Source organism: Stenotrophomonas genospecies 3, from assembly GCF_054473855.1.
The window spans coordinates 152,659-178,470 of the sequence record NZ_JBTMUR010000003.1 but is presented as its reverse complement, the minus strand read 5'-3'; the positions used below and the strand labels follow the sequence as shown (position 1 = coordinate 178,470).

The 25,812-nt window shown below is 65.5% G+C and carries 23 protein-coding genes and 1 tRNA gene; 3 read left to right on the top strand and 21 right to left on the bottom strand.

Features of this window, described 5'->3' with window-relative positions; genetic code table 11:
* Nucleotides 1-131: 131 nt before the first annotated feature.
* The 18 genes from nuoN to ACX9OT_RS05555 form a co-directional block, all read right to left on the bottom strand.
* On the bottom strand, nt 132-1,592 hold the full coding sequence (gene nuoN, locus ACX9OT_RS05640; RefSeq protein ID WP_049423844.1) for an NADH-quinone oxidoreductase subunit NuoN: 1,461 nt from the start codon (nt 1,590-1,592) through the stop codon (nt 132-134).
* A gap of 15 nt (nt 1,593-1,607) precedes the next feature.
* Nucleotides 1,608-3,116 (bottom strand): NADH-quinone oxidoreductase subunit M, encoded by a 1,509-nt coding sequence (locus tag ACX9OT_RS05635; RefSeq protein WP_005410452.1) that lies wholly within the window; start codon nt 3,114-3,116, stop codon nt 1,608-1,610.
* 23 nt (nt 3,117-3,139) lie between these two features.
* On the bottom strand, nt 3,140-5,299 hold the full coding sequence (nuoL, locus tag ACX9OT_RS05630) for an NADH-quinone oxidoreductase subunit L (protein WP_071229141.1): 2,160 nt from the start codon (nt 5,297-5,299) through the stop codon (nt 3,140-3,142).
* 7 nt (nt 5,300-5,306) lie between these two features.
* A complete protein-coding gene (gene nuoK, locus ACX9OT_RS05625; RefSeq protein WP_005417921.1) occupies nt 5,307-5,612 on the bottom strand; it encodes an NADH-quinone oxidoreductase subunit NuoK in 306 nt (101 codons plus the stop codon).
* Nucleotides 5,609-6,265, bottom strand: a complete 657-nt coding sequence (locus ACX9OT_RS05620) for an NADH-quinone oxidoreductase subunit J (protein WP_032128645.1) — start codon at nt 6,263-6,265, stop codon at nt 5,609-5,611. Before ACX9OT_RS05620 ends, nuoK begins: the two co-directional genes overlap by 4 nt.
* Nucleotides 6,266-6,274: 9 nt before the next feature.
* The gene (gene nuoI, locus ACX9OT_RS05615; RefSeq protein WP_006381128.1) at nt 6,275-6,763 is read right to left on the bottom strand and encodes an NADH-quinone oxidoreductase subunit NuoI; all 489 of its coding nucleotides are present in this window, start codon (nt 6,761-6,763) and stop codon (nt 6,275-6,277) included.
* Nucleotides 6,764-6,766: 3 nt separating this feature from the next.
* A complete protein-coding gene (gene nuoH, locus ACX9OT_RS05610; protein ID WP_006381129.1) occupies nt 6,767-7,861 on the bottom strand; it encodes an NADH-quinone oxidoreductase subunit NuoH in 1,095 nt (364 codons plus the stop codon).
* A complete protein-coding gene (nuoG, locus tag ACX9OT_RS05605) occupies nt 7,858-10,092 on the bottom strand; it encodes an NADH-quinone oxidoreductase subunit NuoG (RefSeq protein WP_459001338.1) in 2,235 nt (744 codons plus the stop codon). The genes nuoH and nuoG overlap by 4 nt, the downstream gene beginning before the upstream one ends.
* Nucleotides 10,089-11,429 (bottom strand): NADH-quinone oxidoreductase subunit NuoF, encoded by a 1,341-nt coding sequence (nuoF, locus tag ACX9OT_RS05600; RefSeq protein WP_071229139.1) that lies wholly within the window; start codon nt 11,427-11,429, stop codon nt 10,089-10,091. The genes nuoG and nuoF overlap by 4 nt, the downstream gene beginning before the upstream one ends.
* Before the next feature lie 4 nt (nt 11,430-11,433).
* On the bottom strand, nt 11,434-11,961 hold the full coding sequence (gene nuoE / locus ACX9OT_RS05595) for an NADH-quinone oxidoreductase subunit NuoE (protein WP_005410460.1): 528 nt from the start codon (nt 11,959-11,961) through the stop codon (nt 11,434-11,436).
* A 97-nt stretch (nt 11,962-12,058) separates the two neighbouring features.
* Complete coding sequence (locus ACX9OT_RS05590; protein WP_005417935.1) at nt 12,059-13,366, bottom strand: NADH-quinone oxidoreductase subunit D; 1,308 nt, start codon at nt 13,364-13,366, stop codon at nt 12,059-12,061.
* On the bottom strand, nt 13,363-14,112 hold the full coding sequence (locus tag ACX9OT_RS05585) for an NADH-quinone oxidoreductase subunit C (RefSeq protein WP_005410462.1): 750 nt from the start codon (nt 14,110-14,112) through the stop codon (nt 13,363-13,365). The genes ACX9OT_RS05590 and ACX9OT_RS05585 overlap by 4 nt, the downstream gene beginning before the upstream one ends.
* Before the next feature lie 33 nt (nt 14,113-14,145).
* The gene (locus ACX9OT_RS05580) at nt 14,146-14,700 is read right to left on the bottom strand and encodes a NuoB/complex I 20 kDa subunit family protein (protein WP_005417936.1); all 555 of its coding nucleotides are present in this window, start codon (nt 14,698-14,700) and stop codon (nt 14,146-14,148) included.
* Entirely contained in the window at nt 14,691-15,047 is a 357-nt protein-coding gene (locus ACX9OT_RS05575) for an NADH-quinone oxidoreductase subunit A (RefSeq protein WP_008265012.1), read from the bottom strand. The genes ACX9OT_RS05580 and ACX9OT_RS05575 overlap by 10 nt, the downstream gene beginning before the upstream one ends.
* A 111-nt stretch (nt 15,048-15,158) precedes the next feature.
* Nucleotides 15,159-15,243, bottom strand: a tRNA-Leu gene (locus ACX9OT_RS05570).
* A gap of 51 nt (nt 15,244-15,294) precedes the next feature.
* Nucleotides 15,295-15,732, bottom strand: a complete 438-nt coding sequence (gene secG / locus ACX9OT_RS05565; protein WP_010486424.1) for a preprotein translocase subunit SecG — start codon at nt 15,730-15,732, stop codon at nt 15,295-15,297.
* Nucleotides 15,733-15,763: 31 nt separating this feature from the next.
* Nucleotides 15,764-16,519 carry a triose-phosphate isomerase gene (gene tpiA / locus ACX9OT_RS05560; RefSeq protein ID WP_032128643.1) on the bottom strand — a complete coding sequence of 252 codons (756 nt, stop codon included), beginning with the start codon at nt 16,517-16,519 and terminating at the stop codon, nt 15,764-15,766.
* Nucleotides 16,520-17,391: 872 nt separating this feature from the next.
* A complete protein-coding gene (locus tag ACX9OT_RS05555) occupies nt 17,392-18,327 on the bottom strand; it encodes an isopenicillin N synthase family dioxygenase (protein ID WP_032128257.1) in 936 nt (311 codons plus the stop codon).
* 195 nt (nt 18,328-18,522) lie between these two features.
* Here ACX9OT_RS05555 and ACX9OT_RS05550 point away from each other — a divergent pair, with 195 nt between their 5' ends.
* Genes ACX9OT_RS05550 through ACX9OT_RS05540 form a run of 3 tightly spaced genes read left to right on the top strand, consistent with a single transcriptional unit; the run spans nt 18,523 to nt 22,425 of the window.
* Nucleotides 18,523-20,409 (top strand): DUF3413 domain-containing protein, encoded by a 1,887-nt coding sequence (locus ACX9OT_RS05550; protein ID WP_459001332.1) that lies wholly within the window; start codon nt 18,523-18,525, stop codon nt 20,407-20,409.
* A gap of 20 nt (nt 20,410-20,429) precedes the next feature.
* On the top strand, nt 20,430-21,575 hold the full coding sequence (locus tag ACX9OT_RS05545; protein ID WP_107433346.1) for a glycosyltransferase family 4 protein: 1,146 nt from the start codon (nt 20,430-20,432) through the stop codon (nt 21,573-21,575).
* On the top strand, nt 21,568-22,425 hold the full coding sequence (locus ACX9OT_RS05540) for a polysaccharide deacetylase family protein (RefSeq protein ID WP_071229135.1): 858 nt from the start codon (nt 21,568-21,570) through the stop codon (nt 22,423-22,425). Before ACX9OT_RS05545 ends, ACX9OT_RS05540 begins: the two co-directional genes overlap by 8 nt.
* Nucleotides 22,426-22,506: 81 nt before the next feature.
* Here ACX9OT_RS05540 and glmM read toward each other — a convergent pair whose 3' ends face one another.
* The 3 genes from glmM to trpA all read right to left on the bottom strand — a co-directional run bounded on the left by glmM (nt 22,507) and on the right by trpA (nt 25,812).
* Nucleotides 22,507-23,868 carry a phosphoglucosamine mutase gene (gene glmM / locus ACX9OT_RS05535; protein ID WP_459001330.1) on the bottom strand — a complete coding sequence of 454 codons (1,362 nt, stop codon included), beginning with the start codon at nt 23,866-23,868 and terminating at the stop codon, nt 22,507-22,509.
* Nucleotides 23,868-24,743, bottom strand: coding sequence for an acetyl-CoA carboxylase, carboxyltransferase subunit beta (gene accD, locus ACX9OT_RS05530; protein WP_005410473.1), 876 nt, complete (start codon nt 24,741-24,743; stop codon nt 23,868-23,870). The genes glmM and accD overlap by 1 nt, the downstream gene beginning before the upstream one ends.
* A 259-nt stretch (nt 24,744-25,002) precedes the next feature.
* Nucleotides 25,003-25,812 (bottom strand): tryptophan synthase subunit alpha, encoded by an 810-nt coding sequence (trpA, locus tag ACX9OT_RS05525; RefSeq protein WP_071229133.1) that lies wholly within the window; start codon nt 25,810-25,812, stop codon nt 25,003-25,005.

Below are 25,812 nucleotides of genomic sequence, written 5' to 3'. Positions count from 1 at the left end.
CACCGGAAGTGTTTGAACTGCTGCCCTGCTCTCTTTCGAGGAGGACTACCGCAACGATGTTCTGGCTGAACCGCTGCAGTGACAACTCAGGCTGCGCATATTACACGAATCGCGCAGCTTTGTGTCAACTTTTATGCAAGATGCGCAAATGCCTGCTGGCACCAGACCATGATCGGGTTCCAAGCCAGGCCCAGCGCCAGCAGCGCCAGCGCGTTCACGCCCAGCACCAGGCCCAGCACGCGGTCGTTGCTGCGCGGCATGGCCTCGCCCACCGGCTCATCGAAGTACATGACCTTGATGACGCGCAGGTAGTAGAAGCAGCCGACCACGGCACACAGCACGCCGAGGATGGCCAGCCACAGCAGGCCGCCGTTGACGGCCGCGCCCAGCACCGCCAGCTTGGTCCAGAAGCCCAGGAACGGCGGGATGCCGGCCAGCGACGCCATGATGCACAGCACCAGGCCGGCCATCCACGGGTTGCGGGCATTGAGGCCCTTGAAGTCCTCGATGTTCTCGGCTTCGAAACCGGCACGCGACAGCGCGATGATCGCGCCGAAGGCGGCGGTGGACATGATGGCGTAGGCCAGTGCGTAGAACAGCGCGGCGGCATAGCCCTGCGCGCCACCACCGGCGATGCCCATCAGCAGGAAGCCGATGTGCGAGACGGTGGAGAACGCCAGCATGCGCTTGAGGTTGCTCTGCGCGATGGCCATCAGGTTGCCGATGACCAGCGAGACCGCGGCCAGGCCGGCGATCAGCAGCTGCAGTTCGGTCGACAGCGGGCCCACGCCCATTTCCAGCAGGCGGTAGGCCATGCCGAAGGCGGCCAGCTTCGGCGCCGAGCTGATGAACAGTGCGATCGGTGCCGGGGCACCCTGGTACACGTCCGGCAGCCACATGTGGAACGGCGCGGCACCCAGCTTGAAGGCGACGCCGGCGATCATGAACACCGCACCGGTGATCAGCAGCACGCGCTCTTCCGAGTGCGGGATGGCCTCGCGGATGACGTCCAGGTGGAGGCTGCCGGTGGCGCCGTAGATCAGCGACATGCCGTACAGCAGCAGGCCAGAAGCCAGCGAACCCAGCACGATGTACTTCATCGCCGCTTCCGAGGCCAGGCCGTTCTCACGGTTGCTGGCAACCAGCGCGTAGGAGCACAGCGCCAGCAGTTCCAGGCCCAGGTAGACCATCAGCAGGCTGCCGGCCGAGACCAGGATCATCATGCCGGCGGTGCCGAACAGGATCAGTACCGGGATCTCGCCCTGGAACAGATTGCGGTCGCGCAGGTAGCGCCAGCCGTAGACCAGGGTCAGGCCGCTGAGCAGCACGATCCCGGTCTTCATCACGTCCGCGGCGGTATCGCGCACGAACATGCCATGGAAGACCTCCCCCTGCCCGCCCACGCCGGTGGCCAGCATGAACAGCACCACGGCCAGCGCAGCGAGCGAGAACAGGTGGGTGACGATCTTGTTCCGGTTGCTGACGAACAGGTCGAGGATCATCAGGGCGAAGGCGCTGCCGATCAGCACCAGCTCGGGAGCGAGCGGTGGCAGGTCAGCGGCGGTCAATGGCAGCAGCGGCGAGGTGGTCATCATCAAATCCTGGAATTACAGCAGCTTGCTGGATGCGATCTGCATCGCCAGCTTCGCGATCGAGGGCTCCATCAGGTCGGTCAGCGGCTTGGGGTAGATGCCCAGGGCCAGCACGCCGATGGCGAACACGCCCAGCACCAGCCATTCGCGGCCGTTGATGTCCTTCAGTTCGGCAACGTGGCTGTTGGCCACTTCGCCGAAGAAGATGCGCTTGTACAGCCACAGGGTGTAGGCGGCGCCGATGATCAGGGTGGTGGCCGCGCCCAGCGCGATCCACGGATTACGCTGGAAGGCCGACAGGATGACCATGAACTCGCCGACGAAACCACTGGTACCCGGCAGGCCCGCGTTGGCCATGAAGAACAGCATGGCGAAGGTGGCGAACCACGGCATCACGTTGACCACGCCGCCGTAATCGGCGATGCGGCGGCTGTGCATGCGGTCGTACAGCACGCCGACGCAGGAGAACATCGCGCCCGACACGAAGCCGTGCGAGATCATCTGCACCATGGCGCCCTGCAGTCCCAGGCGGGCGGCATCGGCGTTGCCGGCTTCACGCACCAGCCACAGGGCAATGAACGTGCCCAGGGTGACGAAGCCCATGTGCGCGATCGACGAATAGGCGATCAGCTTCTTCATGTCGTCCTGCACCAGGGCGACCAGGCCGACGTAGATCACCGCGATCAGCGACAGCGCGATCACCAGCCACGCCCATTCCTGCGACGCGTCCGGGACGATCGGCAGGTTGAAGCGCAGGAAGCCGTAGCCACCGATCTTCAGGGCGATGGCGGCCAGGATCACCGAACCGGCGGTCGGCGCTTCCACGTGGGCATCCGGCAGCCAGGTGTGGACCGGGAACATCGGCACCTTGACCGCGAAGGCGATCAGGAAGGCGAAGAAGATCCAGGTCTGTTCCTTGGCCGACAGCGGCAGCGCGTACAGGTCGGCCAGCTGGAAGCTGCCGCCCTTCATGTACAGGTAGATCAGCGCCACCAGCATCAGCACCGAGCCGAGGAAGGTGTACAGGAAGAACTTCAGCGCGGCGTAGATGCGACGCGGGCCGCCCCAGACACCGATGATCAGGAACATCGGGATCAGCATGGCTTCGAAGAACACGTAGAACAGCATCGCGTCCGTCGCGGCGAAGATGCCGACGGTGACGCCTTCCAGGATCAGGAAGGCCGCCACGTACTGGTTGACGCGCTTGTCGATGGCGCTCCAGGCGCCGATCAGGGCAAGCACGCTGACCAGGGTGGTCAGCAGGATCAGCGCCACGGCAATGCCGTCCACGCCCAGGTTGTAGCCGATCTTGTACGCCGGGATCCAGGCATGGGTCTCGACGAACTGCAGGCCGTCGATGCCCGCGTTGTAGCCGCTCAGCAGCGAGAGGCTTGCAACGAAGGTGAGCACCGCGACGCCCAGCGACGCCCAGCGGGCAGTCTGTGCATCACGGATCGCAAGGATCAGGGCGCCACCGATGATCGGCAGCCAGATGAGGACACTGAGTAGAGGCCAGTTCGACACGTCTTCTTATTCCGTACAGGTCATCAACGCAGGTAATGCATCAGCACGCCCAGCAGGGCAATCAGGCCGATGATCATCGCGAAGGCGTAGTGATAGAGGAAACCGGATTGGGTACGACGCAGCACGCCGGCTGCAACGTCCACAACACGTGCCGAGAGATTGACCACGCCGTCGACGATGTTGCTGTCGATCCAGCGCGAGACCTTGCCCAGCTTGACGCTGCCACCGGCAAAGCCATCGATCCACAGCTTGTCGAAGCCGTACTTGTTTTCCAGCACCGAAACGATCGGGGCGAAGGTCTTGCGTGCCTTGCCCGAGAGGTCCGGCTTCCACAGGTAGAACAGCGCAGCCAGCAGGAAGCCCGCCAGGGTCAGCCAGAACGGCGGCAGCATCATGCCGTGCAGCGCGAACGCGACCGGGCCATGGAACTCTTCACCCAGGAACGCGACGGTGTTCTTGGCCGGATCGTAGAAGTCGACGATGCCGGTGAAGAACGTCTGCGCCTGGCCCTTGATCGCCTCGTGCGCATGGTTGCCGGCCCAGTCGGTGCCGTGCAGCATCGGACCGATGCTGAAGAAACCGATGGCGATCGACGGGATGGCCAGCAGGATCAGCGGCAGGGTCACCACCCACGGGGTTTCATGCGGTTCATGCGGACCGTGGCCATGGCCGTGGTCGTCATGGGCATCGCCATGGTGGGCATCGGCGGCGTGGTGATCGTCATGGCCGTGGCCATGATCGTCGTGCGCGTCGCGGAAACGCTCCTTGCCGTGGAAGGTCATGAACAGCAGGCGGAAGCTGTAGAAGCTGGTCACCAGCACGCCACCCAGCACTGCCCAGTAGCCATAGGTGGCCACCCAGCTGTTCTGCATGTGGGCGTGGATCTCGGCCGCCTCGATGATGGTGTCCTTCGAGTAGAAGCCGGAGAAGAACGGCGTACCGACCAGGGCCAGGGTACCGATCCACATGGTGACGAAGGTGATCGGCATGTACTTGCGCAGGCCGCCCATCTTGCGCATGTCCTGCTCGTGGTGCATCGCGATGATGACCGAGCCGGCACCCAGGAACAGCAGCGCCTTGAAGAAGGCGTGGGTCATCAGGTGGAACACGGCGGCCGAGTAGGCGGACACGCCCAAGGCCACGGTCATGTAGCCCAGCTGCGACAGCGTGGAGTACGCGACGACGCGCTTGATGTCGTTCTGCACGATGCCGATCAGGCCGGTGAAGAACGCGGTGGTGGCACCGATGAACAGGATGAAGTTCAGCGCGGTCTGCGACAGCTCGAACAGCGGCGACATGCGGGTGACCATGAAGATACCGGCGGTCACCATCGTCGCGGCGTGGATCAGTGCCGAGATCGGGGTCGGGCCTTCCATCGAGTCCGGCAGCCACACGTGCAGCGGGACCTGGGCCGACTTGCCCATCGCACCGATGAACAGGCAGATGCAGATGACGGTGGCGATCGACCAGATCACCGGCTCGTTCAGCAGCTGCATGCCGAACATGGTGCCGTCCCAGATCTGCAGCTGGGCGCGCGGGTCAGCCAGCATGCCGGCCTGCGAGAACACCTGCGAGTAGTCCAGGGTGCCGAACACCCACAGCACGCCGGCGATACCGAGCAGGAAGCCGAAGTCACCAACGCGATTGACCAGGAACGCCTTCATGTTGGCGAAGATCGCAGTCGGGCGCTTGAACCAGAAGCCGATCAGCAGGTACGACACCAGGCCCACCGCTTCCCAGCCGAAGAACAGCTGCAGGAAGTTGTTGCTCATCACCAGGGTGAGCATCGAGAAGGTGAACAGCGAGATGTAGCTGAAGAACCGCTGGTAGCCCGGATCGTCCTGCATGTAGCCGATCGTGTAGATGTGGACCAGCAGCGACACGAAGGTCACCACCACCATCATCATCGCGGTCAGCTTGTCGACCATGAAACCGACGTGAGCCGAGTACTGGCCGACTTCGAAGAACGTGTAGATGTTCTGGTTGAACGGCTGCGCACCGCCCCACAGCAACTGGTAGAGCGTGTACATCGACAGGCCGCAGGCAACCGCGACGCCGAGGATGGTGATGGTCTGCGCGCCGAAGCGCTTGACCTGGCGACCGAACAGGCCGGCGATGATGCTGCCGAACAGCGGTGCAAGCACCACTGCGATCAACAGACTCTTGGAGAGAGTGATTTCCATCTGTGGATCAGCCCTTCAACGAATCGACTTCGCCGACATTGATCGTGCGGCGGGTACGGAACAGGGTCACCAGGATCGCCAGGCCGATGGCGGCTTCCGCGGCGGCGACGGTCAGGATGAAGAACACGAACAGCTGGCCGGACGGATCGCCCAGCTGACGCGAGAAGCCGACGAAGTTGATGTTCACCGACAGCAGCATCAGTTCGATCGACATCAGCAGGACGATGACGTTCTTCCGGTTGAGGAAGATGCCGGCCAGGCTGATGGCGAACAGCACCGCGCCCAGCGCAAGGATGTGGCCAAGGGTAATCACGGCTGGGTCTCCTCGCCGGCGGCCGGCTTGCTGTTGCTGTGCACGACCGGCGCTTCGGCGCCCATCTTGACCATGCGCAGGCGCTGGCCGGCCTTGACCATGGTCTGCTCGCCCGGGTTCTGGCTCTTCACGCCGGTACGGCGGCGCAGGGTCAGCATCACGGCGGCAACCACGGCCACGGTCAGGATGACGGCGGCGAACTCGAACGGCAGCAGGTACTCGGTGAACAGCGTACGCGCCAGCCAGGTGACGTTGGAGCTGTCGGCAGCGACCGCGGCGGCGTTATCGGCCGGGAACGGGTTGACCGCCCTGCCCTTCACGCCGATCAGGATCAGCATCTGCACCAGCATCGCCACGGCAACAATGAGACCGACCGGCAGGTAGCGGACCCAGCCCTCACGCAGCTTGGTGGGGTCGATGTCGAGCATCATCACCACGAACAGGAACAGCACCATCACCGCGCCGACGTAGACCAGCACCAGCGCCACGCCGAGGAACTCGGCGCCGACCAGCAGCCACACGCAGGCAATGGAGAAGAAGGTCAGCACCAGGCAGAGCACGGCGTGAACCGGGTTGCGCACGCTGATCACCGCACCGGCCGAAACCGTTGCCGCGATGGCGAACACCCAGAAAGCGATATTTACCCAATCCATCTCTCGACCTCAGCGGTAAGCGGCATCGGCGGCGCGACGCTCGGCGATCTCGGACTCGAGACGGTCGCCCAGGGCCAGCAGCTGCGGCTTGGTAACGATGTTTTCGCCACGATTCTCGAAGTGATACTCGAGGATGTGGGTTTCGACGATCGAGTCCACCGGGCAGCTTTCTTCGCAGAAGCCGCAGAAGATGCACTTGAACAGATCGATGTCATAGCGCGTGGTACGGCGGGTGCCGTCCTCGCGCTTGGCCGAGTCGATGGTGATGGCCAATGCAGGGCACACCGCTTCGCACAGCTTGCAGGCGATGCAGCGCTCTTCACCGTTGGGGTAACGGCGCAGGGCGTGCAGGCCACGGAAGCGCGGCGACTGCGGGAACTTCTCCATCGGGTACATCATCGTGTACTTGGGCTTGAAGCTGTACTTCAGCGTCAGCCAAAGGCCGCCCAGCAGTTCGAGCAGCAGCAGGCTCTTGAAGTAATGGGTAATCCTGTTCATCACTTAGACGCCCTTTTGAATCACGCCGAAGAACACCATGACGGCGGTAACCGCGATCCACAGAATGGCCAGCGGGATGAAGACCTTCCAGCCCAGGCGCATGATCTGGTCATAGCGGAAGCGCGGGAAGCTGGCACGGAACCAGATGTAGGCACTGGCGAAGAAGAACACCTTGACGAACAGCCACGGTGCACCGCCCTTCCAGATCCAGTCGACCAGCGGCGAGACGTCGCCGAAGTTGACCCAGCCCTGGATGGGGCTCAGCCAGCCGCCGAGGAAGAAGATCGAGATCAGGAAGCTGATCAGGATCATGTTGGCGTATTCGGCCAGGAAGAACAGCGCGAACGCACCGCCCGAGTACTCGACCATGTGGCCAGCGACGATTTCCGATTCACCTTCCACCACGTCGAACGGCGCGCGGTTGGTTTCGGCAACGCCCGACACCCAGTAGATGACGAACAGCGGGAACAGCGGCAGCAGGAACCAGTCGAAGAAACCGGAATTGCCGGCCTGCGCCATCACGATGTTGCTCAGGTTCAGGCTGCCCGACGCGATCATCACGCCGACCAGGGCGAAGCCCATGGCGATTTCGTAGCTGATCATCTGCGCCGAGGCGCGCATCGCACCCAGGAACGCATACTTCGAGTTGGATGCCCAACCGGCCAGGATGATGCCGTAGATGCCCAGCGAGGTCATCGCCAGCAGGTACAGCAGGCCGGCGTTGGCGTTGGACAGCACGATCTGCGAATCGAAGGGGACCACCGACCAGGCCGCGAAGGCCGGAGCCAGGGTGATCAGCGGGGCCAGCAGGTAGATCGCCTTGTTGGCGCTGCTCGGCTGGACCACTTCCTTGAACAGCAGCTTGAAGACGTCGGCGAAGGCCTGGAAGATGCCCATGCCCACGTACATCGGGCCGTGGCGGACGTGCATCCAGCCGATCAGCTTGCGTTCCCAGACCACGTAGAAGGCCACCGAGATGATCACCGGAACGGTGATCACCAGGATCTTCAGGATGATCCAGATCAGCGCGCCGATGTCACCAAGGCCAAGCAGCCACTGGTGCAGCGGATCGACCGCGTTCAACAGCAATTCGTTCATGCAGCCACCACCGTTACGCGAGCGGCACCCAGCGGCGCGGTCGCGCCGTGGCCCGATTCAATCCAGACCGACCCCGCAGCGACGCGGGCGTCGACCACCACCGGCAGGGTGGCCTTGCCGGCATCGGTGCCGACCTTGGCCATCTGCCCTTCCTGCAGCTGCAGGCGAGCGGCATCTTCAGCGTTCAGCACGATGCGCGGGGCGTTGTTGAGCGGATGCGACTGCAGCGCCGGGGCGCGACGGACCACCGCATCGGTGCGGTAGATCGCGGCGGTCGAAGCCACTTCCAGGCCTTCACCGGCAACCACCGGCTGTGCCGAGGCGGCAACGGCGACCGACACCGGGGCCAGGCTGGCGCGCAGGCCGGCCAGGTCGGTGAAGTCGAAACCGGCTGCCGCCAGCTCACCGCCCAGGGCGCGCAGCACGCGCCAGCCCTCACGGGCCTCGCCCGGCAGCTTGCCGCCGGCACGGGCCGACTGCTCGCGACCATCGAGGTTGGTCAGGGTGGCGTCGATTTCCGGCAGCGCACCGATCGGCAGGATCACGTCGGCAACGTCGCGGGTGGAGACGCAGGCGAACTGGCTGAAGGCCACCACCTTGGCGCCGACCAGCGCCTTGCGCGCGGCGGGAGCGTCGGCAAAGTCCAGACCCGGCTCCAGGCCGTACACCACGTAGGCCTGGCGCGGCTGCGCCAGCATTGCGGCGACGTCCTTGCCGGCCGGCAGCACGCCTGCGCGGGTCAGGCCAACGGCGTTGGCACCCTGCGGGATGCGGCACAGCTTGGCACCGGTCGCAGCGGCGAAGTCACGCGCGGCGGCGCGGATCGCGGCAGCCTGCGGATGGTTTTCGGCGATGCCACCAACGATCAGCACGGTGTTGTTGCCGCCCTGCACGGCCGAACGCAGCTCGGCGTTGGCCAGCGCGTCGACGAACTTCGACGGCGCGACGATCTGCTTGCCGGCGATGCTGAAGGCGAAGTCGAAGTCCACCGGGTTGACGACGTGGATCTTCGCGCCGTTGGTGGTCTGCGCCTTGCGCAGGCGAGCGTGCAGCAGCGGCAGTTCTTGGCGGATGTTGCTGCCCAGAACGACTATGCGGTCGGCGCCTTCGATCTCGGCGAGCGGCAGGCCGAACACTTCGGCGGTTGCGGCGTCTGAGAAATCGCGGTTGTTGATGCGGTGGTCGATGTTGCTCGAGCCCAGGCCCTTGGCCAGGCGGGCCAGCAGCGCGCCTTCCTCGTTCGAGGTGGACGGGTGCACCAGCACGCCCAGGTTGTCGCCCTGGTTGGCCTTGAGGATCTCGGCGGCCGCGGCCAGGCCTTCGGCCCAGCTCACTTCCTTCCACTCGCCATTGACCTTGCGCAGCGGCTTGACCGCACGGTCTTCGCTGTACAGGCCCTGGTGCGAGTAGCGGTCACGGTCGGACAGCCAGCACTCGTTCACCGCTTCGTTGTCGCGCGGCACGGTGCGCAGCACTTCGCCGCGACGCACGTGCAGGAACAGGTTCGAGCCCATCGCGTCGTGGTAACCCAGCGATTCGCGCGCGGTCAGTTCCCACGGGCGGGCGCGGAACTGGAACACCTTGTTGGTCAGTGCGCCGACCGGGCAGACGTCGACGACATTGCCGGACAGCTCGGTGGTCAGCGGCTTGCCGTCGAAGGTACCGATCTGCAGGTTCTCACCGCGGTACATGCCACCCAGCTCGTAGGTACCGGCAACGTCGGCGGTGAAGCGGACGCAGCGGGTGCACTGGATGCAGCGGGTCATCTCGGTGGCGACCAGCGGGCCCATGTCCTCGTCCGGCACCACGCGCTTGCGCTCGTTGAAGCGGCTGACCGAACGGCCATAGCCCAGCGACACGTCCTGCAGCTCGCACTCGCCGCCCTGATCGCAGATCGGGCAGTCCAGCGGGTGGTTGATGAGCAGGAACTCCATCACCGAGCGCTGGAACTTCAGTGCCTTCTCGCTGCGGGTGGCGACCTTCATGCCATCCATCACCGGGGTGGCGCAGGCCGGCGCCGGCTTCGGCGACTTTTCCACGTCCACCAGGCACATGCGGCAGTTGGCGGCGATCGGCAGCTTCTCGTGGTAGCAGAAGCGCGGAATCGAAATGCCGGCCTTGTCGGCCGCCTGGATGATCATCGAACCCTTGGGCACGACCAGCGACTTGCCATCGATTTCGATGGTCACGTGATCCGGTGGCACGTTCGGGTTTACGGGTTGCGCGCTCATGCGGCGGCTGCCTCCACCTTCTTGCCGTCAACCATCGAATGACCGTTGACGATGTAGTACTCGAATTCGTCCCAGAACTGGCGCAGGAAGCCCTGGATGGGCCATGCAGCCGCTTCACCGAACGCACAGATGGTGTGGCCTTCGATCTGGCCGGCCACCGCCTTCAGCTGGTGCAGGTCTTCCATCGTGGCCTTGCCGGCGACGATGCGCTCCAGCACGCGGTGCATCCAGCCGGTGCCTTCACGGCACGGGGTGCACTGGCCGCACGATTCCTTGTGGAAGAACTGGCTGATGCGGCAGGCGAACTTGACGCAGCAGACGCTGTCGTCGAGCACCACGATCGCACCCGAACCCAGGCCGGAGCCCAGCGCACGGATGGTGTCGTAGTCCATCGGCAGATCCTGCAGCTCGGCCGCGGTCAGTACCGGCATCGACACGCCGCCCGGGATCGCGCCCTTGAGGGTACGGCCCGGACGCAGGCCACCGGCCATTTCCAGCAGGTCGTGGAACTTGGTGCCCAGCGGCACTTCGAAGTTGCCGCCATTCTGCACGCAGCCGGACACCGAGAAGCACTTCGGACCGCCGTTGGCGGTCAGGCTCAGGCCCTTGAACCACTCCGGACCGTTGCGGATGATCGCCGGCACCGAACCATAGGTTTCGGTGTTGTTGATCGTCGACGGCTTGCCATACAGGCCGAAATTGGCCGGGAACGGCGGCTTGTAGCGCGGCTGGCCCTTCTTGCCCTCCAGCGATTCCATCAGCGCGGTTTCTTCGCCGCAGATGTACGCGCCGGCGCCCAGCGCGCCGTAGATGTCGATGTCCACGCCGCTGCCGAGGATGTTCTTGCCCAGCCAGCCGTTCGCATAGGCGTCGGCCAGGGCCTGCTCGAAGTGCTCGAACGGCTCGTGGTGGAACTCACCACGCAGGTAGTTGTAACCCACGGTCGAACCGGTGGCGTAGCAGGCGATCGCCATGCCTTCCACCACCGAATGCGGGTTGTAGCGCAGGATGTCGCGATCCTTGCAGGTGCCCGGCTCGGATTCGTCCGAGTTGCAGAGGATGTACTTCTGCATGTTGCCCTTGGGCATGAAGGACCACTTCAGGCCGGTCGGGAAGCCTGCGCCACCGCGGCCGCGCAGGCCCGAGGCCTTGACCATCTCGATGACCTGCTCCGGCGGGATCTTCTCTTCGAGGATCTTGCGCAGGGCGGCGTAGCCACCGGTCTTCAGGTAGCTTTCGTACGACCACGGGGTGTCGTAATGCAGGGTGGTGTAGACCACCTGGTGCGGCAGCGGCGCGGGGCCGACCGGACCCTTGGATTCGTGGTGATGTGCCATGCCCTTACTCCAGCCCGTCCAGCAGCTCGTCGACCTTTTCCAGGGTCAGACGCTCATGGTAGTGACCGTTGATGACCATCATCGGCGCGCCGCCACAACCGGCCAGGCACTCTTCCTCGCGCTTGAGGTAGACGCGGCCGTCCGGGGTCGATTCACCGTGCTTGATGCCCAGCTTCTTCTCGCAATGGCGGACGATGTCCTCGGCGCCATTGAGCCAGCAGCTGATGTTGGTGCAGATGGCCACGTTGTTGCGGCCCACCTTCTCGGTCTCGAACATCGAGTAGAAGCTGGCGACCTCGTAGGCCCACACCGGCGGCAGGTCGAGGTACTTGGCCACGCCGGCGATCAGTTCGTCGGTCAGCCAGCCCTGGTTCTGCTCCTGGGCCGCATGCAGGCCCTGCAGCACGGCAGAGCGCTTGCGGTCCGGCGGGAACTTGGAAAGCCAGTGATCGATGTGAGCGCGGGTCTTGTCGCTCAGCACCACCATCGGGTCGACGTCGCGCGCCGCCTCGAAATTACCTGTCGCCTTCATCGGCCGACCTCAGCGAAATGCATAACGTGAAATTCCAGAAACTGCGGCGCCGGCTTGCGCCGGCTGCCTGCAGCGGGCGTTGGCGTGGCGGACGGCATTACCGGTCAACCTCGCCGAACACCAGGTCGTAGGTACCGATCATCGCCACCACGTCGGCCAGCATGTGGCCGCGCACGACCGAATCGATCGAGGACAGGTGGGCGAAGCCCGGCGCACGCAGGTGCACGCGGAACGGCTTGTTGGCGCCATCGGAGACCAGGTAGCAGCCGAATTCGCCCTTCGGGGCTTCCACCGCCGAGTAGGTCTCGCCGGCCGGCACGCAGTAGCCCTCGCTGAACAGCTTGAAGTGGTGGATCAGCGCTTCCATGTCGTCCTTCATGTCCTCGCGCCTGGGCGGAGCAACCTTGAAGTTCTTCACCATCACCGGGCCGGGGTTGGCTTTCAGCCATGCCACGCACTGCTTGATGATGCGGTTGGACTCGCGCATTTCGGCAACGCGGACCAGGTAGCGGTCGTAGCAGTCGCCTTCCTTGCCCAGGGGGATGTCGAAATCGACGGCATCGTACTTGGCGTACGGGCGCTTCTTGCGAAGGTCCCAGGCAATGCCCGAGCCACGCAGCATCACGCCGGTCATGCCCCACTGGTGGGCCAGTTCCGGAGTGACCACGCCGATGCCGACGGTACGCTGCTTCCAGATACGGTTGTCGGTCAGCAGGGTTTCGTATTCGTCGATGCGCTTGGGGAACTCGACGGTGAAGTTCTCCAGGAAGTCCAGCAGCGAGCCTTCGCGCGAAGCATTGAGCTGCTTCAGCGCCTTGCCCTTGTGCCAGCGCGATTCCTTGTACTTCGGCATGTGGTCCGGCAGGTCGCGGTAGACACCGCCCGGACGGTAGTACGCCGCGTGCATGCGCGCGCCGGAGACCGCTTCATAGCAGTCCATCAGCTCTTCGCGCTCGCGGAAGGCATACAGCATCACCGCCATCGCACCCAGGTCGAGCGCGTTGGAGCCCAGCCACATCAGGTGGTTGAGGATGCGGGTGATTTCGTCGTACATGGTGCGGATGTACTGCGCACGCTCCGGCGCCTCGATGCCCATCAGGGTCTCGATCGCGCGCACGTAGGCGTGCTCGTTGCACATCATCGACACGTAATCCAGGCGATCCATGTAGCCGATCGACTGGTTGAACGGCTTGGACTCGGCCAGCTTTTCGGTACCACGGTGCAGCAGACCCACGTGCGGGTCGGCGCGCATGATGGTTTCGCCGTCCATTTCCAGGATCAGGCGCAGCACACCGTGCGCGGCCGGATGCTGCGGGCCGAAGTTCATGGTGTAGTTGCGGATTTCCTGCCGGCTTTCGGCGGCGTTGCTGGCGAAGGCTTCGCCGGCCTGGTGTACGTGGCTCACTTCACTGCCTCCTGCGCGCGCTCACCTTCTGCGGTCTGCAGACGGGCGTCGTCGCGGATCACGCGCGGCACGCCGACGCGCGGCTCCACCGAGGTGACCGGTTCGTAGATCACGCGCTTCTTTTCTTCGTCGTAGCGGACTTCGACATTGCCGATCAGCGGGAAGTCCTTGCGGAACGGATGGCCGACGAAACCGTAGTCGGTCAGGATCCGGCGCAGGTCCGGGTGGCCTTCGAAGATCACGCCGTACAGGTCGAACGCTTCGCGCTCGAACCAGTTCAGGCCCGGCCAGATGCCGGTCAGCGAGGACACTACCGGCAACGCTTCGTCAGGGGCGAAGCAGCGCAGGTGCATCATCAGGTTGTGCTGGTACGAACGCAGCTGGGCGACCACGGCAAAGCGCTGGGTCGGCATGTGCTGCGGGCGGGCACCGTCGGCACCGTTTTCCTCGGTGGGGAACTCGCCCCACGCGAAGCGGCCCTGGGCCTTGCCTTCGACGCCACGGCTGAAGCCCTGCGAGGACACGTCTGCGGTGTCCCATTCGTCGGAGCCATAACCGAGGTAGTCGACGCCGCAGAGATCCACGGCCTGCTCGAAACCAAACTCGTCACGCAGCGCCAGGGCGGTGGCGTGCCACTCGGCGGCAGGCACTTCCAGCGTCACTTCGCCGCGGGGTTCGACCACGATGACCTTCGCACCTGCGAAACGTGCGGAGAGTCGGTCGATGAAGGATGCTTGCTCTGCCATGGGGGCTTGGCGCGCTCTTGTCAGGTGAAGGGGTCAGCGGGCGATGGTCTGTGTACGCCAGATCTTCTTCTGCAGCTGCAGGATCCCGTACACCAGCGCCTCGGCGGTCGGCGGGCAGCCCGGGACGTAGACGTCCACCGGCACCACGCGATCACAGCCGCGCACCACAGAATAGGAGTAGTGGTAATAGCCACCGCCGTTGGCGCAGCTACCCATCGAGATGACCCACTTCGGGTCCGGCATCTGGTCGTAGACCTTGCGCAGCGCCGGGGCCATCTTGTTGACCAAGGTGCCGGCCACGATCATCACGTCGGACTGACGCGGCGACGGACGGAACACCACGCCGTAGCGGTCAAGGTCCAGGCGCGCGGCGCCGGCGTGCATCATCTCGACCGCGCAGCAGGCCAGGCCGAAGGTCATCGGCCACATCGAGCCGGTGCGCGCCCAGTTCAGCAGTGCGTCGACGCTGGTGGTGACGAAGCCCTTTTCCAGCAGCGGGTTGTCGCCTTCCGGCCGCAGGATGTCATCAACCCGGCCTTCCGGCGACGGGTTGTTCATGAGGCCATCGAGAGTCTGAATCACTCCCATTCCAGCGCTCCCTTCTTCCAGACGTAAATGAAACCGAGGAACAGCATGCCGACGAACAGGCCCATGGTGATGAGCGAACGGGCACCCAGCTCCATGAAGACCTGGGTCCACGGCACGATGAAGATGATTTCCAGGTCGAAGACGATGAACTGGATCGCGATCAGGTAGTAGCGCACGTCGAACTTCATGCGCGCGTCTTCGAAGGCCTCGAAGCCGCACTCGTACGGCGACAGCTTTTCCAGATCGGGGCGGCGGGGACCGAGGAATCGACCAACCAGCATCAGCGTAATGCCGATACCGGTGGCAACGATCAGAAACAGCAGAGACGGCAAATATTCGGCCAGCACAGCGATTCTCTCTTGCCTCTGCCGCCGCGCCTGCAGGCGCTTTGGCATGGGGGAGTGGACGGGAATCTGCCTGGCGCCTTGCGCGCCAGACGAACCCGCTTTACTTACAAATGGTGCCCAAGAGGGGACTCGAACCCCTACGACTTGCGTCGCTACCACCTCAAGGTAGTGCGTCTACCAATTCCGCCACCTGGGCAAACGATCACATCAGACTATCTTCCCGATGCGCCGCGTATTGTAACCGGCTTCAGTCTTTCTGGGAGCCTTCCGAAGGCTTTTCTTCACCAGAAACCGAAGATTCCGCCTGAGCCGGCACATTCGCGGCCGGAACCGGGGCGGCCGGGACCGCATCGGCCTTCGGAACGGCCGGCAGTTCACCCGCCGGAGCCGCCGGAGCGACTGCCGCCGGTGCGGACATCAGGCCCAGATCCTGGTCGGCCGCCGGGCGGCTGCCATGACCGGCATACCAGGCCATGAAGAGGCTGATGCCGAAAAACACGACAGCCAGCCACTTGGTCGACTTGGACAGGAAGTTCGAGGCGCCGCGCGCACCGAACACCGTACCCGAGGCACCGGCACCAAAGCCCGAACCCGCCGCCGCACCCGAGCCACGCTGCATCAGGATCAGCGCGATCATGGCCACAGCGACCAGCACGTAGACGACATTGAGGATCAACATCAGCATTGGAAACCGCCCTCGGACAAAACTTCTAGGATTAGTTCGCGGCCGCCGCCCGTGCGATGGCCAGGAAGTCCGCGGCCACCAGGGAGGCGCCGCCGACCAGCCCACCATCGACATCCGGCTGCGCGAACAGTTCCCCGGCATTGTCGGGCTTCACGCTACCGCCGTAAACAATGGGCAGTGAATCAGCGATTCTAGCATCGATACGCGCGACTTCGCCACGGATGAACGCGTGCACCTGCTGTGCCTGCTCCTTGGTAGCGGTACGGCCGGTACCGATGGCCCAGACCGGCTCGTAGGCGACCACGGCCTTGGCGAAACCGGCCGCGCCGACCAGCTCCAGCACCGGCGCCAGCTGGCCGGCGATGACCGCTTCGGTCTGCCCGGCCTCGCGCTGCTCCAGGGTCTCGCCCACGCACAGCACCGGCACCAGGCCGGCGTGCTGGGCGGCGGCGAACTTGCGTGCGACCAGCTCGCTGCTTTCGTGGTGGTACTGGCGGCGCTCGGAATGGCCGACCAGGCCATAGCGGGCGCCGACCTCGACCAGCATGGCGGCGCAGACCTCGCCGGTGTAGGCGCCCTTCTCGTTGCTGCTCACGTCCTGCGCGCCAAAGGCCAGGCCGGTCTCGCCGAAGTCCTCGACCAGCTCCCCGAGGTAGGGCAGCGGCGGCAGGATCACCACGTCCACCCCCTCCAGCGGCAGCCCGGCGGCGACCTGCCCCAGCAGTTCATTGGCGAATTGACGGCTGCCATGCAGCTTCCAGTTTCCGGCGACGATCTTGCGGCGCATGAGCGGGTTGCTCCTGTGTGAAGTCAGCCGGTCATGATACCCGTTACGGCAAAAATCCGTTTCCGTGTAAGCGGTTACATGGATTTTCAGCCAACGGCGCAGCCCCTCGTGGCGGGGGCGGGGTTGGGTTGGTCGCGGAGAGCCCGGTTGATTTGGGGCTTGGCCGGGCGGGTGGGACTGCGCAGGGGGCGCTGCAAGTCCCCCTCCGGGGCCCGGCCCAGCCGCTGGCGGCTGTGCGTTCGGGCGCTTGCGAAGCAGTACTTCGCAAGCAAAGCGCCCTCACCCCTGTAAGCTCGGTCGCCGCTTGCTCGTGGGCGCCGTCCTGCACACACGGCAAGACCGGGGTTGGGCGTCCTGCCCAACCCGCCCGAGGCATGCCTCGGGCCCATGCGGCTCACGCCCCTGCGCAGCCCCACCCGCCCGGCCTCTGACACATTCCGGCGGTTCCGCCCGCCACGGAAAGAAAAAAGAAGAACAAGAGCAAAGGCAAAAGCTGCAATCCGGGTTGCTACCGGTTAGATCAACCCCCTACCCCACTTGGATCTGACAGATCTCATCCACGCATGGCGTGGATCTACCGTGTCGACCAAGGTCGACACCTACCGGGAATCGCGATTTACCCACCGTCACCGGGAAACTGTCGGGGGTGGGGCGGTGTGGGTTGGCAGGACCGTTGGCGCCATGGATGGCGCCATCGAGCCCCCAGGGACGGGTTTACGGCGTGTCCTGCCAACCCACACCGCCCCGCCCAACCAGCAGAAGCCCAGAGCCGCTTTGGCTTTGGACTTGCCGGCCAGCGGCCGGCACTACCGCGGGTGCGGGGCGCAGCCCTGCTAAAGAAAAAGGCCGCCTTTCGGCGGCCTCACTTCTCATTACTTCAGCTTGATCTCGCGCAGGCGTTCCTCAAGGAAGCCATGGGCGGTGATCGCCTCCGGGTACCGGCTCGGGTTCTCCGGGGTGATGCAGGACGGCAGCACGTCGATCAGATAGTCCGGATTCGGATGCAGGAAGAACGGCACCGAGTAGCGCGGCTGGCGCGCCAGCTCACCCGGGGGGTTGACCACACGGTGGATGGTCGACGGGTACACGTGGTTGGTCAGGCGCTGCAGCATGTCGCCGATGTTGACCACGATGGTGTCCGCGTCCGAGGTGAACGGCACCCACTCGCCCTCGTGCGACTGCACTTCCAGGCCCGCGGCGCTGGCACCGACCAGCAGGGTGATGAAGTTGATGTCGCCATGCGCGCCGGCACGCACGTTCGGGATGTCGTCGGTGGTGATCGGCGGGTAGTGGATCGGGCGCAGGATCGAGTTGCCGAAGTTGGTCTTGTCGGCGAAGAAGTCTTCCGGCAGGCCGATGTGCAGGGCAAGCGCCGACAGCACGCGCGACCCCAGGTTGTCCAGCGCCTGGTACAGGCCGTAACCACGCTCGCGGAAGCCCTCGACCTCGGTCGGCCACAGGTTCGGCGCCATCACATCACGGTACTTGGAGTCGTCGGCGATCTCGCGACCGATGTGCCAGAACTCCTTCAGGTCGAAATGCTTGGAGCCCTTGGCGGTCTCCACGCCGAACGGGGTGTAGCCGCGGGCGCCGCCACTGCCGGCCACGTGGTACTTGCGCTTGACCTCCTCCGGCAGGGCGAAGAAGGCCTTGAAGGCATCGTAGGCCGCGTCGATGTCGGCCTGCGGGATGCCGTGGTTGCGGATGCCCGCGAATCCCCATTGGCGGTAGGCCGCGCCCAGCTCGGCCACGAAGGCCTCGCGGTCGCTGTCGAAACGGGTGATGTCGAGGGTGGGGATCTGGCTCACAGCGGTTCCTGGCTTGTCGTTGGGTCTGGAAGGGCCAGCGCATTCATGGCCCACCTGAACATTGTGACAGATCGCCCGGGGGACGCCACTCGATACGAAGAAACAAACCGATACAATGCGCAACCCGCGCGCGGATTAACGATTCCGTCACAACCGGGACTCCCGCCCCTGTTCCACCTGCCGCCTCCGTCCTTCATGCGCCCTGCTGCTCCTTCTGCCAACACCTCCCTGCCCTCCGGCCCGGCACGTCACTGGCGCCGAATGGCCTGGTGGTCGCTGTTCGTGGCCGGCAACGCGCTGCTGGCGATGGCGATCACGCTCGGCAACGTACCGCTGGCCGACAACCCCGGTGGCGCAATCGGCCTGGTTTACCTGTCCGTCGCTCTGCCGGGGCATCTGCTCGCCTTCGGTGCCCTCGCAGGCCTGCTGCCGCTGCTGCTGGGCCTGTGGCCGCGCAGCGCGCGCACGCTGAGCATCAGCGCCGTGCTGCTGCAGGGCCTGTGGCTGTGCCTGCTGCTGGTTGATGCGAAGGTTTTCACTCTGTATCGGTTCCACCTCAATGCCATGGTGGTGAACATGGTGTTCGGCGGCGCGCTGCAGGACCAGGTCGCGTTGTCCTGGAAAACCTGGCTGCAGGCCGGACTGCTGGTCGCCGCCATCTTCGCCGCCGAAGGCCTGCTGGCCTGGGCATGCTGGAAGCTGTTGCCCGCCCTGCCCCGCCGCCGCCGGGTCCTGCAGGCCTGGGCAGTGGTCGCTCTGCTGATGGGGGGGGGCCAGGTCGCCACCGCCTACTACGATGCCCGCGGCGACCGCGACGTCATCGCGCAGTGGAACTACCTGCCCTGGGCGCAGCCGATCACCGCCAAGAGCTTCATGCGCAAACTGGGCGTTGTCAGCGAACAGCAGGCTGGCCTGCCTGACCCGCGCCATGCGCAGCTGCTGTATCCGCTGCAGCCCCTGCGCTGCCAGAACCCACATCGGCCGAATGTGCTGATGGTGGTGTTGGAGTCGCTGCGCCAGGACGCCATGACGCCGCAGCTGATGCCCAATACGACGGCACTGGCACAGGCTTCGCGCGTGTACGACCAGCATTTCAGCACCGGCAACGCCACCCGCTACGGCCTGTTCGGCCTGCTCTACGGCCTGCCCGGCGGCTACTGGCAGAGCATGCTGGACGAACAGCGCGGCTCGCAGCTGTTCCAGGTGCTGGGCCAGCAGGGCTACGACCTGCACCTGTACGGCAGCGCGCCGCTGTACAGCCCGGAGTTCGACCGCACCGCCTTCGCCGACGTACGCGACCAGCTGCACCAGGGCCCCTCCGCCCTGACACCCGACAAGCGTGACGCAGCCATCGTCACCGCGCTGCAGAACGACATCCGCACCAGCCAGGCCGCGCAGCACCCGTGGTTCGGCTTCGTGTTCCTCGACTCCACCCACGCCGGCTACCACCTGCCCGCCAGCTACCCGCCGGTGGCCACGCCGATGGCCAAGGAGATCGACTTCCTGTCCTTCGGCCCGGACCACGACCCGACGCCGGAGCTCAACCGCTACCGCACCGCCGTGCACTACGCCGACAGCCTGATCGGCTCGCTGCTGGACGACCTTCGCGCACAAGGCCTGGCCGAGAACACCATCGTGCTGGTCACCGGTGACCATGCCGAAGAGTTCAACGACCTCAAGCTGAACTACTGGGGCCACAACGGCAACTTCTCCGACTACCAGCTGCAGGTGCCGTTCGTGCTGCACTGGCCTGGCCAGCCCAGCGGCCATGAGATGCGCACCAGTTCGCATGAGGACTGGGTGCCGACGTTGATGCGCCACGCACTGGGCTGCGAGAACGCCCTGAGCGACTTCAGTACTGGCCAGGACCTGCTGGCCGCGCCCACCACCAGCGAACGTGCGCTGGTGGTGGAGAGCTGGTCGCAGCGCGCGGTACGCCATGGCGATGCCATCTACGTGTTCGACAAGTTCGGCAACGCCACCGCGCTCGACCGGCACTACCGTCCGCTGTCGCAGCAGGCACCGGACGCCGCCGCCATCCGCTCCGCATGGGAAGCGCTGACCCGCTTCCGCAACCGCTGAACTTCAAGGACCGATCCTGCATGAACCGTCCGCTGCGTATCCTGCATACCGAAGCCGCCAAGGGAATGGGCGGGCAGGAGATCTATATCTTCCGGCACATGCAGGTGATGCGCGCGCGTGGCCATGAAGTGTCGTTGCTGTGCCAGCCCGATGCGCGCCTGGCCACACTGGCACGCGACGACGGTTTCACCGTGCATACGCTGCGCATGGGAGGCCTGGCACGCCTGCTGCGCGGCGTGTGGTCGGTATCGCGACTGGTGCGCCGCGAACGCTACGACGTGGTCAACACCACCAGCCGCCGCGATGCGCTGATCGCCGCCGCCGGTGCACGCCTGGGCGGCACGCCGCTGGTGGTGCGCTCACGCCACCTGATGAGCCCGGTCAATTCGCTGCTGACCTATACCGGGCTTCCGCACCGGGTGTTGACCGTCAGCAGCTTCGTCAAGCAGCTGCTGGCCGACCGTGGCATTCCGGCCGAGCGCATCGGCATCGTGCCGCCTATCGCGGTTCCGCCGCGCTGGAGCGAGATCCGCAAGGCCGATCCCTGGCAGTGCCTGCAGGACGCGCGCGCGCAGGTGCGTGCCGAGCTCGGTTTCGGCGAACAGGACATCGTGGTCGGCTGCGTGGCGGTACTGCGCGAGCCCAAGGGCCATGCCGACCTGCTGCAGGCGATGATCCCGCTGTGCAAGGCCAACCCGGACCTGCACCTGGTGATCGTCGGTGATGGCCAGGCCGTGACGGAACGACTGCAGGCGATGTGCGCCGAGCACGGCCTGCAGCGCCAGGTGCACCTGCTCGGCTACCGCGATGGAGCCTGCCGGCTGATGGCCGGCTTCGACATCTTCGCGCTGGCCTCGCACAAGGAAGCGGCCGGCACCGTGTTCCTGGAAGCGGCTTATGTGGGCGTACCGATCGTAGCCACGCGGGTGGGTGGCGTGCCGGAGATGGTGGTCGATGGCAGCAATGCGATCCTCACCCGTTTGGGAGACAATGCCGCCATGACAGGTGCCTTGCGCCTGCTGGTGGACGACCCGGAACGGCGGCGGCAGATGGGCCGCGCTGGCTGGGACTGGATGCACGGCGCGCACCGCTTCACGCCGGACGGCCACGGTGAAGCCACCGAACACTACTACCACCAGTGGCTGAAGGAGCTGGGACATGGCTGATGCGCGAACCGTTCCGGTGCTGATGCACCACCATGTCAGCCCCTCGCCGGGCATGATCACCGTGTCGCCGGAAAACTTCGAAAGCCAGATCGCGTGGCTGGCAGGCAATGGCTGGACCTCACTGACGCTGGAGCAGTACGCCGGCTTCCTGGCCGGCAAGCCGGTGCCGCGCAAGTCGATCGTCATCACCTTCGACGATGGCTACCTGGACAACTGGGTGTATGCCCATCCGATCCTGCAGAAGTACGGCATGCATGCCGTGGTGTTCGTGGTCACCGGCTGGATGGGCGAAGGCCCGGAACGTCCGCATGCCGGCATTGCCGGAGCGACGCTGCCGTCGACGCCGGACCATCGCGGCTGCGAAGCGGCGATCTACGAGCAGGACCGCAGTGACGATGTGATGATGCGCTGGAGCGAAGCACGTGCGGCCATCGCCGCCGGCACCTTCGAAGTGCATTGCCACACCCATACCCACACCCGCTGGTTGCGCCGTGACGATCTGGACCGTGCGCAGCGCCGTGCGGGCCTGAGCCGGGATCTGGCGATCTCGCGCGAAGTCCTGCAGGACAAGCTTGGCGACGTGTCCGATACCTTGTGCTGGCCGTACGGTGATTTCGACCAGGATCACATCGAAGTAGCGCGCGAGCAGGGCTTCCGCTACCTGCACACCACCCACCCGTTCGGCCGCAACGTGATCGGTGGCGACCCGGAACGCATCTATCGTTTCGCGATCCGCAACCGCCCGGCCAACTGGCTGCGCAAGCGCATCCGCCTGAGTTACAACCCGCTGATCGCGCCGCTGTTCAATGGGTTCAAGGCACGCCAGAAGAAGATGGTGCCGGGGCCCTGAACACGCCATCCCCCCTGGCCGCCGCAAAAGAAAACGCCCCGGAATTCCGGGGCGTTTTCTTTGTACGGATGTGCAGTCGCCTCAGCTGGCGGCTTCACGCACCGCAGCGGACAAGCGGTCCAGCGTCTGCTGCATCAGCGTGGCGTCATCGGCTTCCACGGTGACCCGAACCACCGGCTCGGTACCGGACGGCCGCAGGAACGCGCGGCCACGGCCGGCTACGGCCTGCTGCGCCACAGCCAGCGCGGACTGCACGCTTTCAGACTGCACCGTGGCCTTGGCCGAGACATTGCCCAGACGCACGTTGACGGTCTTCTGCGGCACCCGCACCAGGCCCTTCAGTGCCTGGCGCAGGGTCTGCCCACTGTTGCGCAGCGCGACCAGCACCTGCAGCGCGCTGACGATACCGTCACCGGTGGTGGCCCGGTCCAGGCACAGCAGATGGCCCGACGCTTCACCACCGAGTACACCGCCGCCTTCGACCAATGCCTGGTGCACGTAGCGGTCACCAACGTTGCTGCGCACGAACGGGATCTGCAGATCGGCAAAAGCTTTCTCCACGCCGTAGTTGCTCATCAGCGTGCCGACCACCGGGCCGCGCAGGCGGCCTTCGTCCTTCCAGGCGCGGGCCAGGATGTACAGCAGGTCATCACCGTCGACCGGGTTGCCCTGGTCGTCGGCCATCAGCACACGGTCGCCATCACCATCGAACGCGATGCCGAGATCGGCACGGGTCTCGCGGACTTTGGCCGCCAGGTTGTCGATATGGGTGGAACCCACACCGGCGTTGATGTTGACGCCGTTGGGCTCGGCACCGATGCCGATCACCTCGGCCCCCAGTTCGCGGAACAGCAGCGGTGCGATCTGGTAGGTGGCGCCGTGTGCGCAATCCAGCACCAGGCGCACGCCACGCAGGTCGAACGCGCGCGGCACGCTGGCCTTGCAGAACTCGATGTAGCGGCCGACCGCTTCACGCGCACGCGATGCCTTGCCCAGCTTCTCCGATTCGGCGGTGGTGAACGGAACGTCCAGCGCCGCTTCCAGGGCAAGTTCGGTGGCATCGTCGAGCTTCTCGCCATGGGCCGAGAAGAACTTGATGCCGTTGTCGTAATGCGGGTTGTGCGAGGCGCTGATGACGATGCCGGCGTCCACGCCCAGCGTGCGGGTCAGGAACGCCACCGCCGGGGTCGGCATCGGCCCCAGCAGCTGTACGTCGGCGCCGGCGGCGACCAGGCCGGCTTCCAGTGCCGCTTCGAACATGTAACCGGAAATGCGGGTGTCCTTGCCGATCACCACGATCGGCCGGCGCCCGTCCTGGCCGCGCTGGGCGACCAGGACACGGCCCAGGGCATTGCCCAGGCGCAGCACGAAGTCGGCCGAGATCACGCCCTGGCCGACCCGCCCACGGATGCCATCAGTACCGAAGTACTTGCGGCCTCCCATCAAGCCACCTCCGGCGCCGGCTGACGGCCCAGCATTGCCAGCAGATCGGACAGGCGGTCGCGCATTTCGCGGCGGTCGCAGATCTGGTCGATGGCACCGTGCTCCAGCAGGAACTCCGAGCGCTGGAAGCCTTCCGGCAGCTTCTCGCGCACGGTCTGCTCGATCACGCGCGGGCCGGCGAAGCCGATCAGCGCCTGCGGTTCGGCGATGTTGATGTCGCCCAGCATCGCGAACGAGGCCGACACACCACCGGTGGTCGGGTGGGTCAGCACCGAGATGTACGGCAGGCCCGCTTCACGCAGCTTGCCCAGCGCGGCCGAGGTCTTGGCCATCTGCATCAGCGAGAACAGGCCTTCCTGCATGCGCGCGCCGCCACTCTGCGAGAAGCACACGTACGGGGCGCCGATCTCGACCGCGGTTTCGGCGGCCAGCGCGAAACGCTCACCCACCACCGAGCCCATCGAGCCACCCATGAAGGCGAAATCGAACGACGAGGCCACCAGCGCACGGCCCTTGAGCAGCCCGCGCATGGCGATCAGCGCGTCGTACTCGCCGGTGTTCTTCTGCGCGATCTTGATGCGCTCGCTGTACTTCTTCTGGTCCTTGAACTTGAGCAGGTCGGTCGGGCCCAGGCGCGCACCGATCTCGGTGGTGCTGTCGGCGTCGAACAGGGCGGCCAGGCGCGCACGTGCGCGGATCGCCATGTGGTGGCCGCACTTCGGGCAGACCTCCAGGTTCTCTTCCAGTTCAGGACGGTACAACGCGCTGCCGCAGTTGCTGCACTTTTCCCACAGGCCCTCGGGGACACTGCGCTTCTTGCTGGGGGTGTTGTCGGTGCGGATGCCGGACGGCATCAACTTGCTGAGCCAACTCATGCGGGAGGACACTTCCGTTCAGGGCGGCCCAAGGGCCGCAAAGGCGGACAGTCTAGCTCCGCTTTCCCCGCCCGTGCACCCCCTTGCTGGCCCCGGGGCCGCCGGAAAAAACCATGCTGGGACGTACGTTTAGGTGCTGGGTCATGCCGGCCGCTAGCCGGCAGCCCCTGCCTGCAGACCCATGGGTAGTGCCGGCCGCTGGCCGGCAGCACTTGCATGTGGCCGTCAGGCAGATGCCGGCCGGCGGCCGGCAGTCCTGTTACGCGTCCAGCGCCTGCCGCAGCGGGGCGAGGAAGGCCCGGGCGCGCTGCACCGCGTCTTCCGCCGAGCCCGCTTCGGCCAGCGCCGCCACCAGCGCGCTGCCGACCACCACGCCGTCGGCCTGGCGGGCCATCGCCGCAGCACTGTCGGCATCCTTGATGCCGAAGCCGGCCACCACCGGCACCGAAGCGCGCGCGCGCAGGGCCTGCAGGCGGGCACTGGCGGCATCGCTGTCCAGGCGCTCGGACGCGCCGGTGACACCGGCAAAGCTGACGTAGTAGAGGTAGCCACGGGCCAGCGCCAGCAGCTTGTCGGCGCGCGCCTCGCTGGTAGTCGGCGACGCCAGCAGGACCAGTGCCAGGCCCGCTGCATCGAAGGCCTGCTGCGCTTCGCCGGCTTCTTCCGGCGGCAGGTCGACCAGCAGAACGCCGTCCACACCCGCCTCCACGGCTGCCGTTGCGAAGGCCGCGTAGCCATGGATCTCCACCGGATTCAGGTAGCCCATCAGCACCACCGGCGTCTGAGCGTCACGCTCGCGGAACTGCGCAACGGCCTGCAGCACGTAGCGGCTGCCAGCACCACGCGCCAGCGCGCGCTCGGAGCTGCGCTGGATGGTCGGGCCGTCGGCCATCGGGTCGGAGAACGGCACGCCCAGTTCGATCACATCGGCACCGGCATCGACCAGCGCGTGCATGACCGGCACGGTGGCCTCCAGCGAGGGATCACCGGCGGTGACGAAGGGAATCAGCGCCTTGCGCTGCTGTTCGCGCAGACGCAGGAAACAGGCATCGAGTCGGGATACGGGCAT

Excerpts from the sequence above, each read along its gene's own strand:
- nuoH (WP_006381129.1), bottom strand. The coding sequence starts at position 7,861 with ATGAACGAATTGCTGTTGAACGCGGTCGATCCGCTGCACCAGTGGCTG.
- ACX9OT_RS05585 (WP_005410462.1), bottom strand. The coding sequence starts at position 14,112 with ATGGCAGAGCAAGCATCCTTCATCGACCGACTCTCCGCACGTTTCGCA.
- nuoL (WP_071229141.1), bottom strand. The coding sequence starts at position 5,299 with ATGGAAATCACTCTCTCCAAGAGTCTGTTGATCGCAGTGGTGCTTGCA.
- glmM (WP_459001330.1), bottom strand. The coding sequence starts at position 23,868 with ATGGGAGGCCGCAAGTACTTCGGTACTGATGGCATCCGTGGGCGGGTC.
- ACX9OT_RS05540 (WP_071229135.1), top strand. The coding sequence starts at position 21,568 with ATGGCTGATGCGCGAACCGTTCCGGTGCTGATGCACCACCATGTCAGC.
- nuoF (WP_071229139.1), bottom strand. The coding sequence starts at position 11,429 with ATGGCACATCACCACGAATCCAAGGGTCCGGTCGGCCCCGCGCCGCTG.
- nuoE (WP_005410460.1), bottom strand. The coding sequence starts at position 11,961 with ATGAAGGCGACAGGTAATTTCGAGGCGGCGCGCGACGTCGACCCGATG.
- nuoN (WP_049423844.1), bottom strand. The coding sequence starts at position 1,592 with ATGACCACCTCGCCGCTGCTGCCATTGACCGCCGCTGACCTGCCACCG.
- trpA (WP_071229133.1), bottom strand. The coding sequence starts at position 25,812 with ATGCCCGTATCCCGACTCGATGCCTGTTTCCTGCGTCTGCGCGAACAG.
- nuoG (WP_459001338.1), bottom strand. The coding sequence starts at position 10,092 with ATGAGCGCGCAACCCGTAAACCCGAACGTGCCACCGGATCACGTGACC.
- tpiA (WP_032128643.1), bottom strand. The coding sequence starts at position 16,519 with ATGCGCCGCAAGATCGTCGCCGGAAACTGGAAGCTGCATGGCAGCCGT.
- nuoI (WP_006381128.1), bottom strand. The coding sequence starts at position 6,763 with ATGAACAGGATTACCCATTACTTCAAGAGCCTGCTGCTGCTCGAACTG.
- ACX9OT_RS05550 (WP_459001332.1), top strand. The coding sequence starts at position 18,523 with ATGCGCCCTGCTGCTCCTTCTGCCAACACCTCCCTGCCCTCCGGCCCG.
- accD (WP_005410473.1), bottom strand. The coding sequence starts at position 24,743 with ATGAGTTGGCTCAGCAAGTTGATGCCGTCCGGCATCCGCACCGACAAC.
- ACX9OT_RS05580 (WP_005417936.1), bottom strand. The coding sequence starts at position 14,700 with ATGGGAGTGATTCAGACTCTCGATGGCCTCATGAACAACCCGTCGCCG.
- ACX9OT_RS05545 (WP_107433346.1), top strand. The coding sequence starts at position 20,430 with ATGAACCGTCCGCTGCGTATCCTGCATACCGAAGCCGCCAAGGGAATG.
- secG (WP_010486424.1), bottom strand. The coding sequence starts at position 15,732 with ATGCTGATGTTGATCCTCAATGTCGTCTACGTGCTGGTCGCTGTGGCC.
- ACX9OT_RS05620 (WP_032128645.1), bottom strand. The coding sequence starts at position 6,265 with ATGGATTGGGTAAATATCGCTTTCTGGGTGTTCGCCATCGCGGCAACG.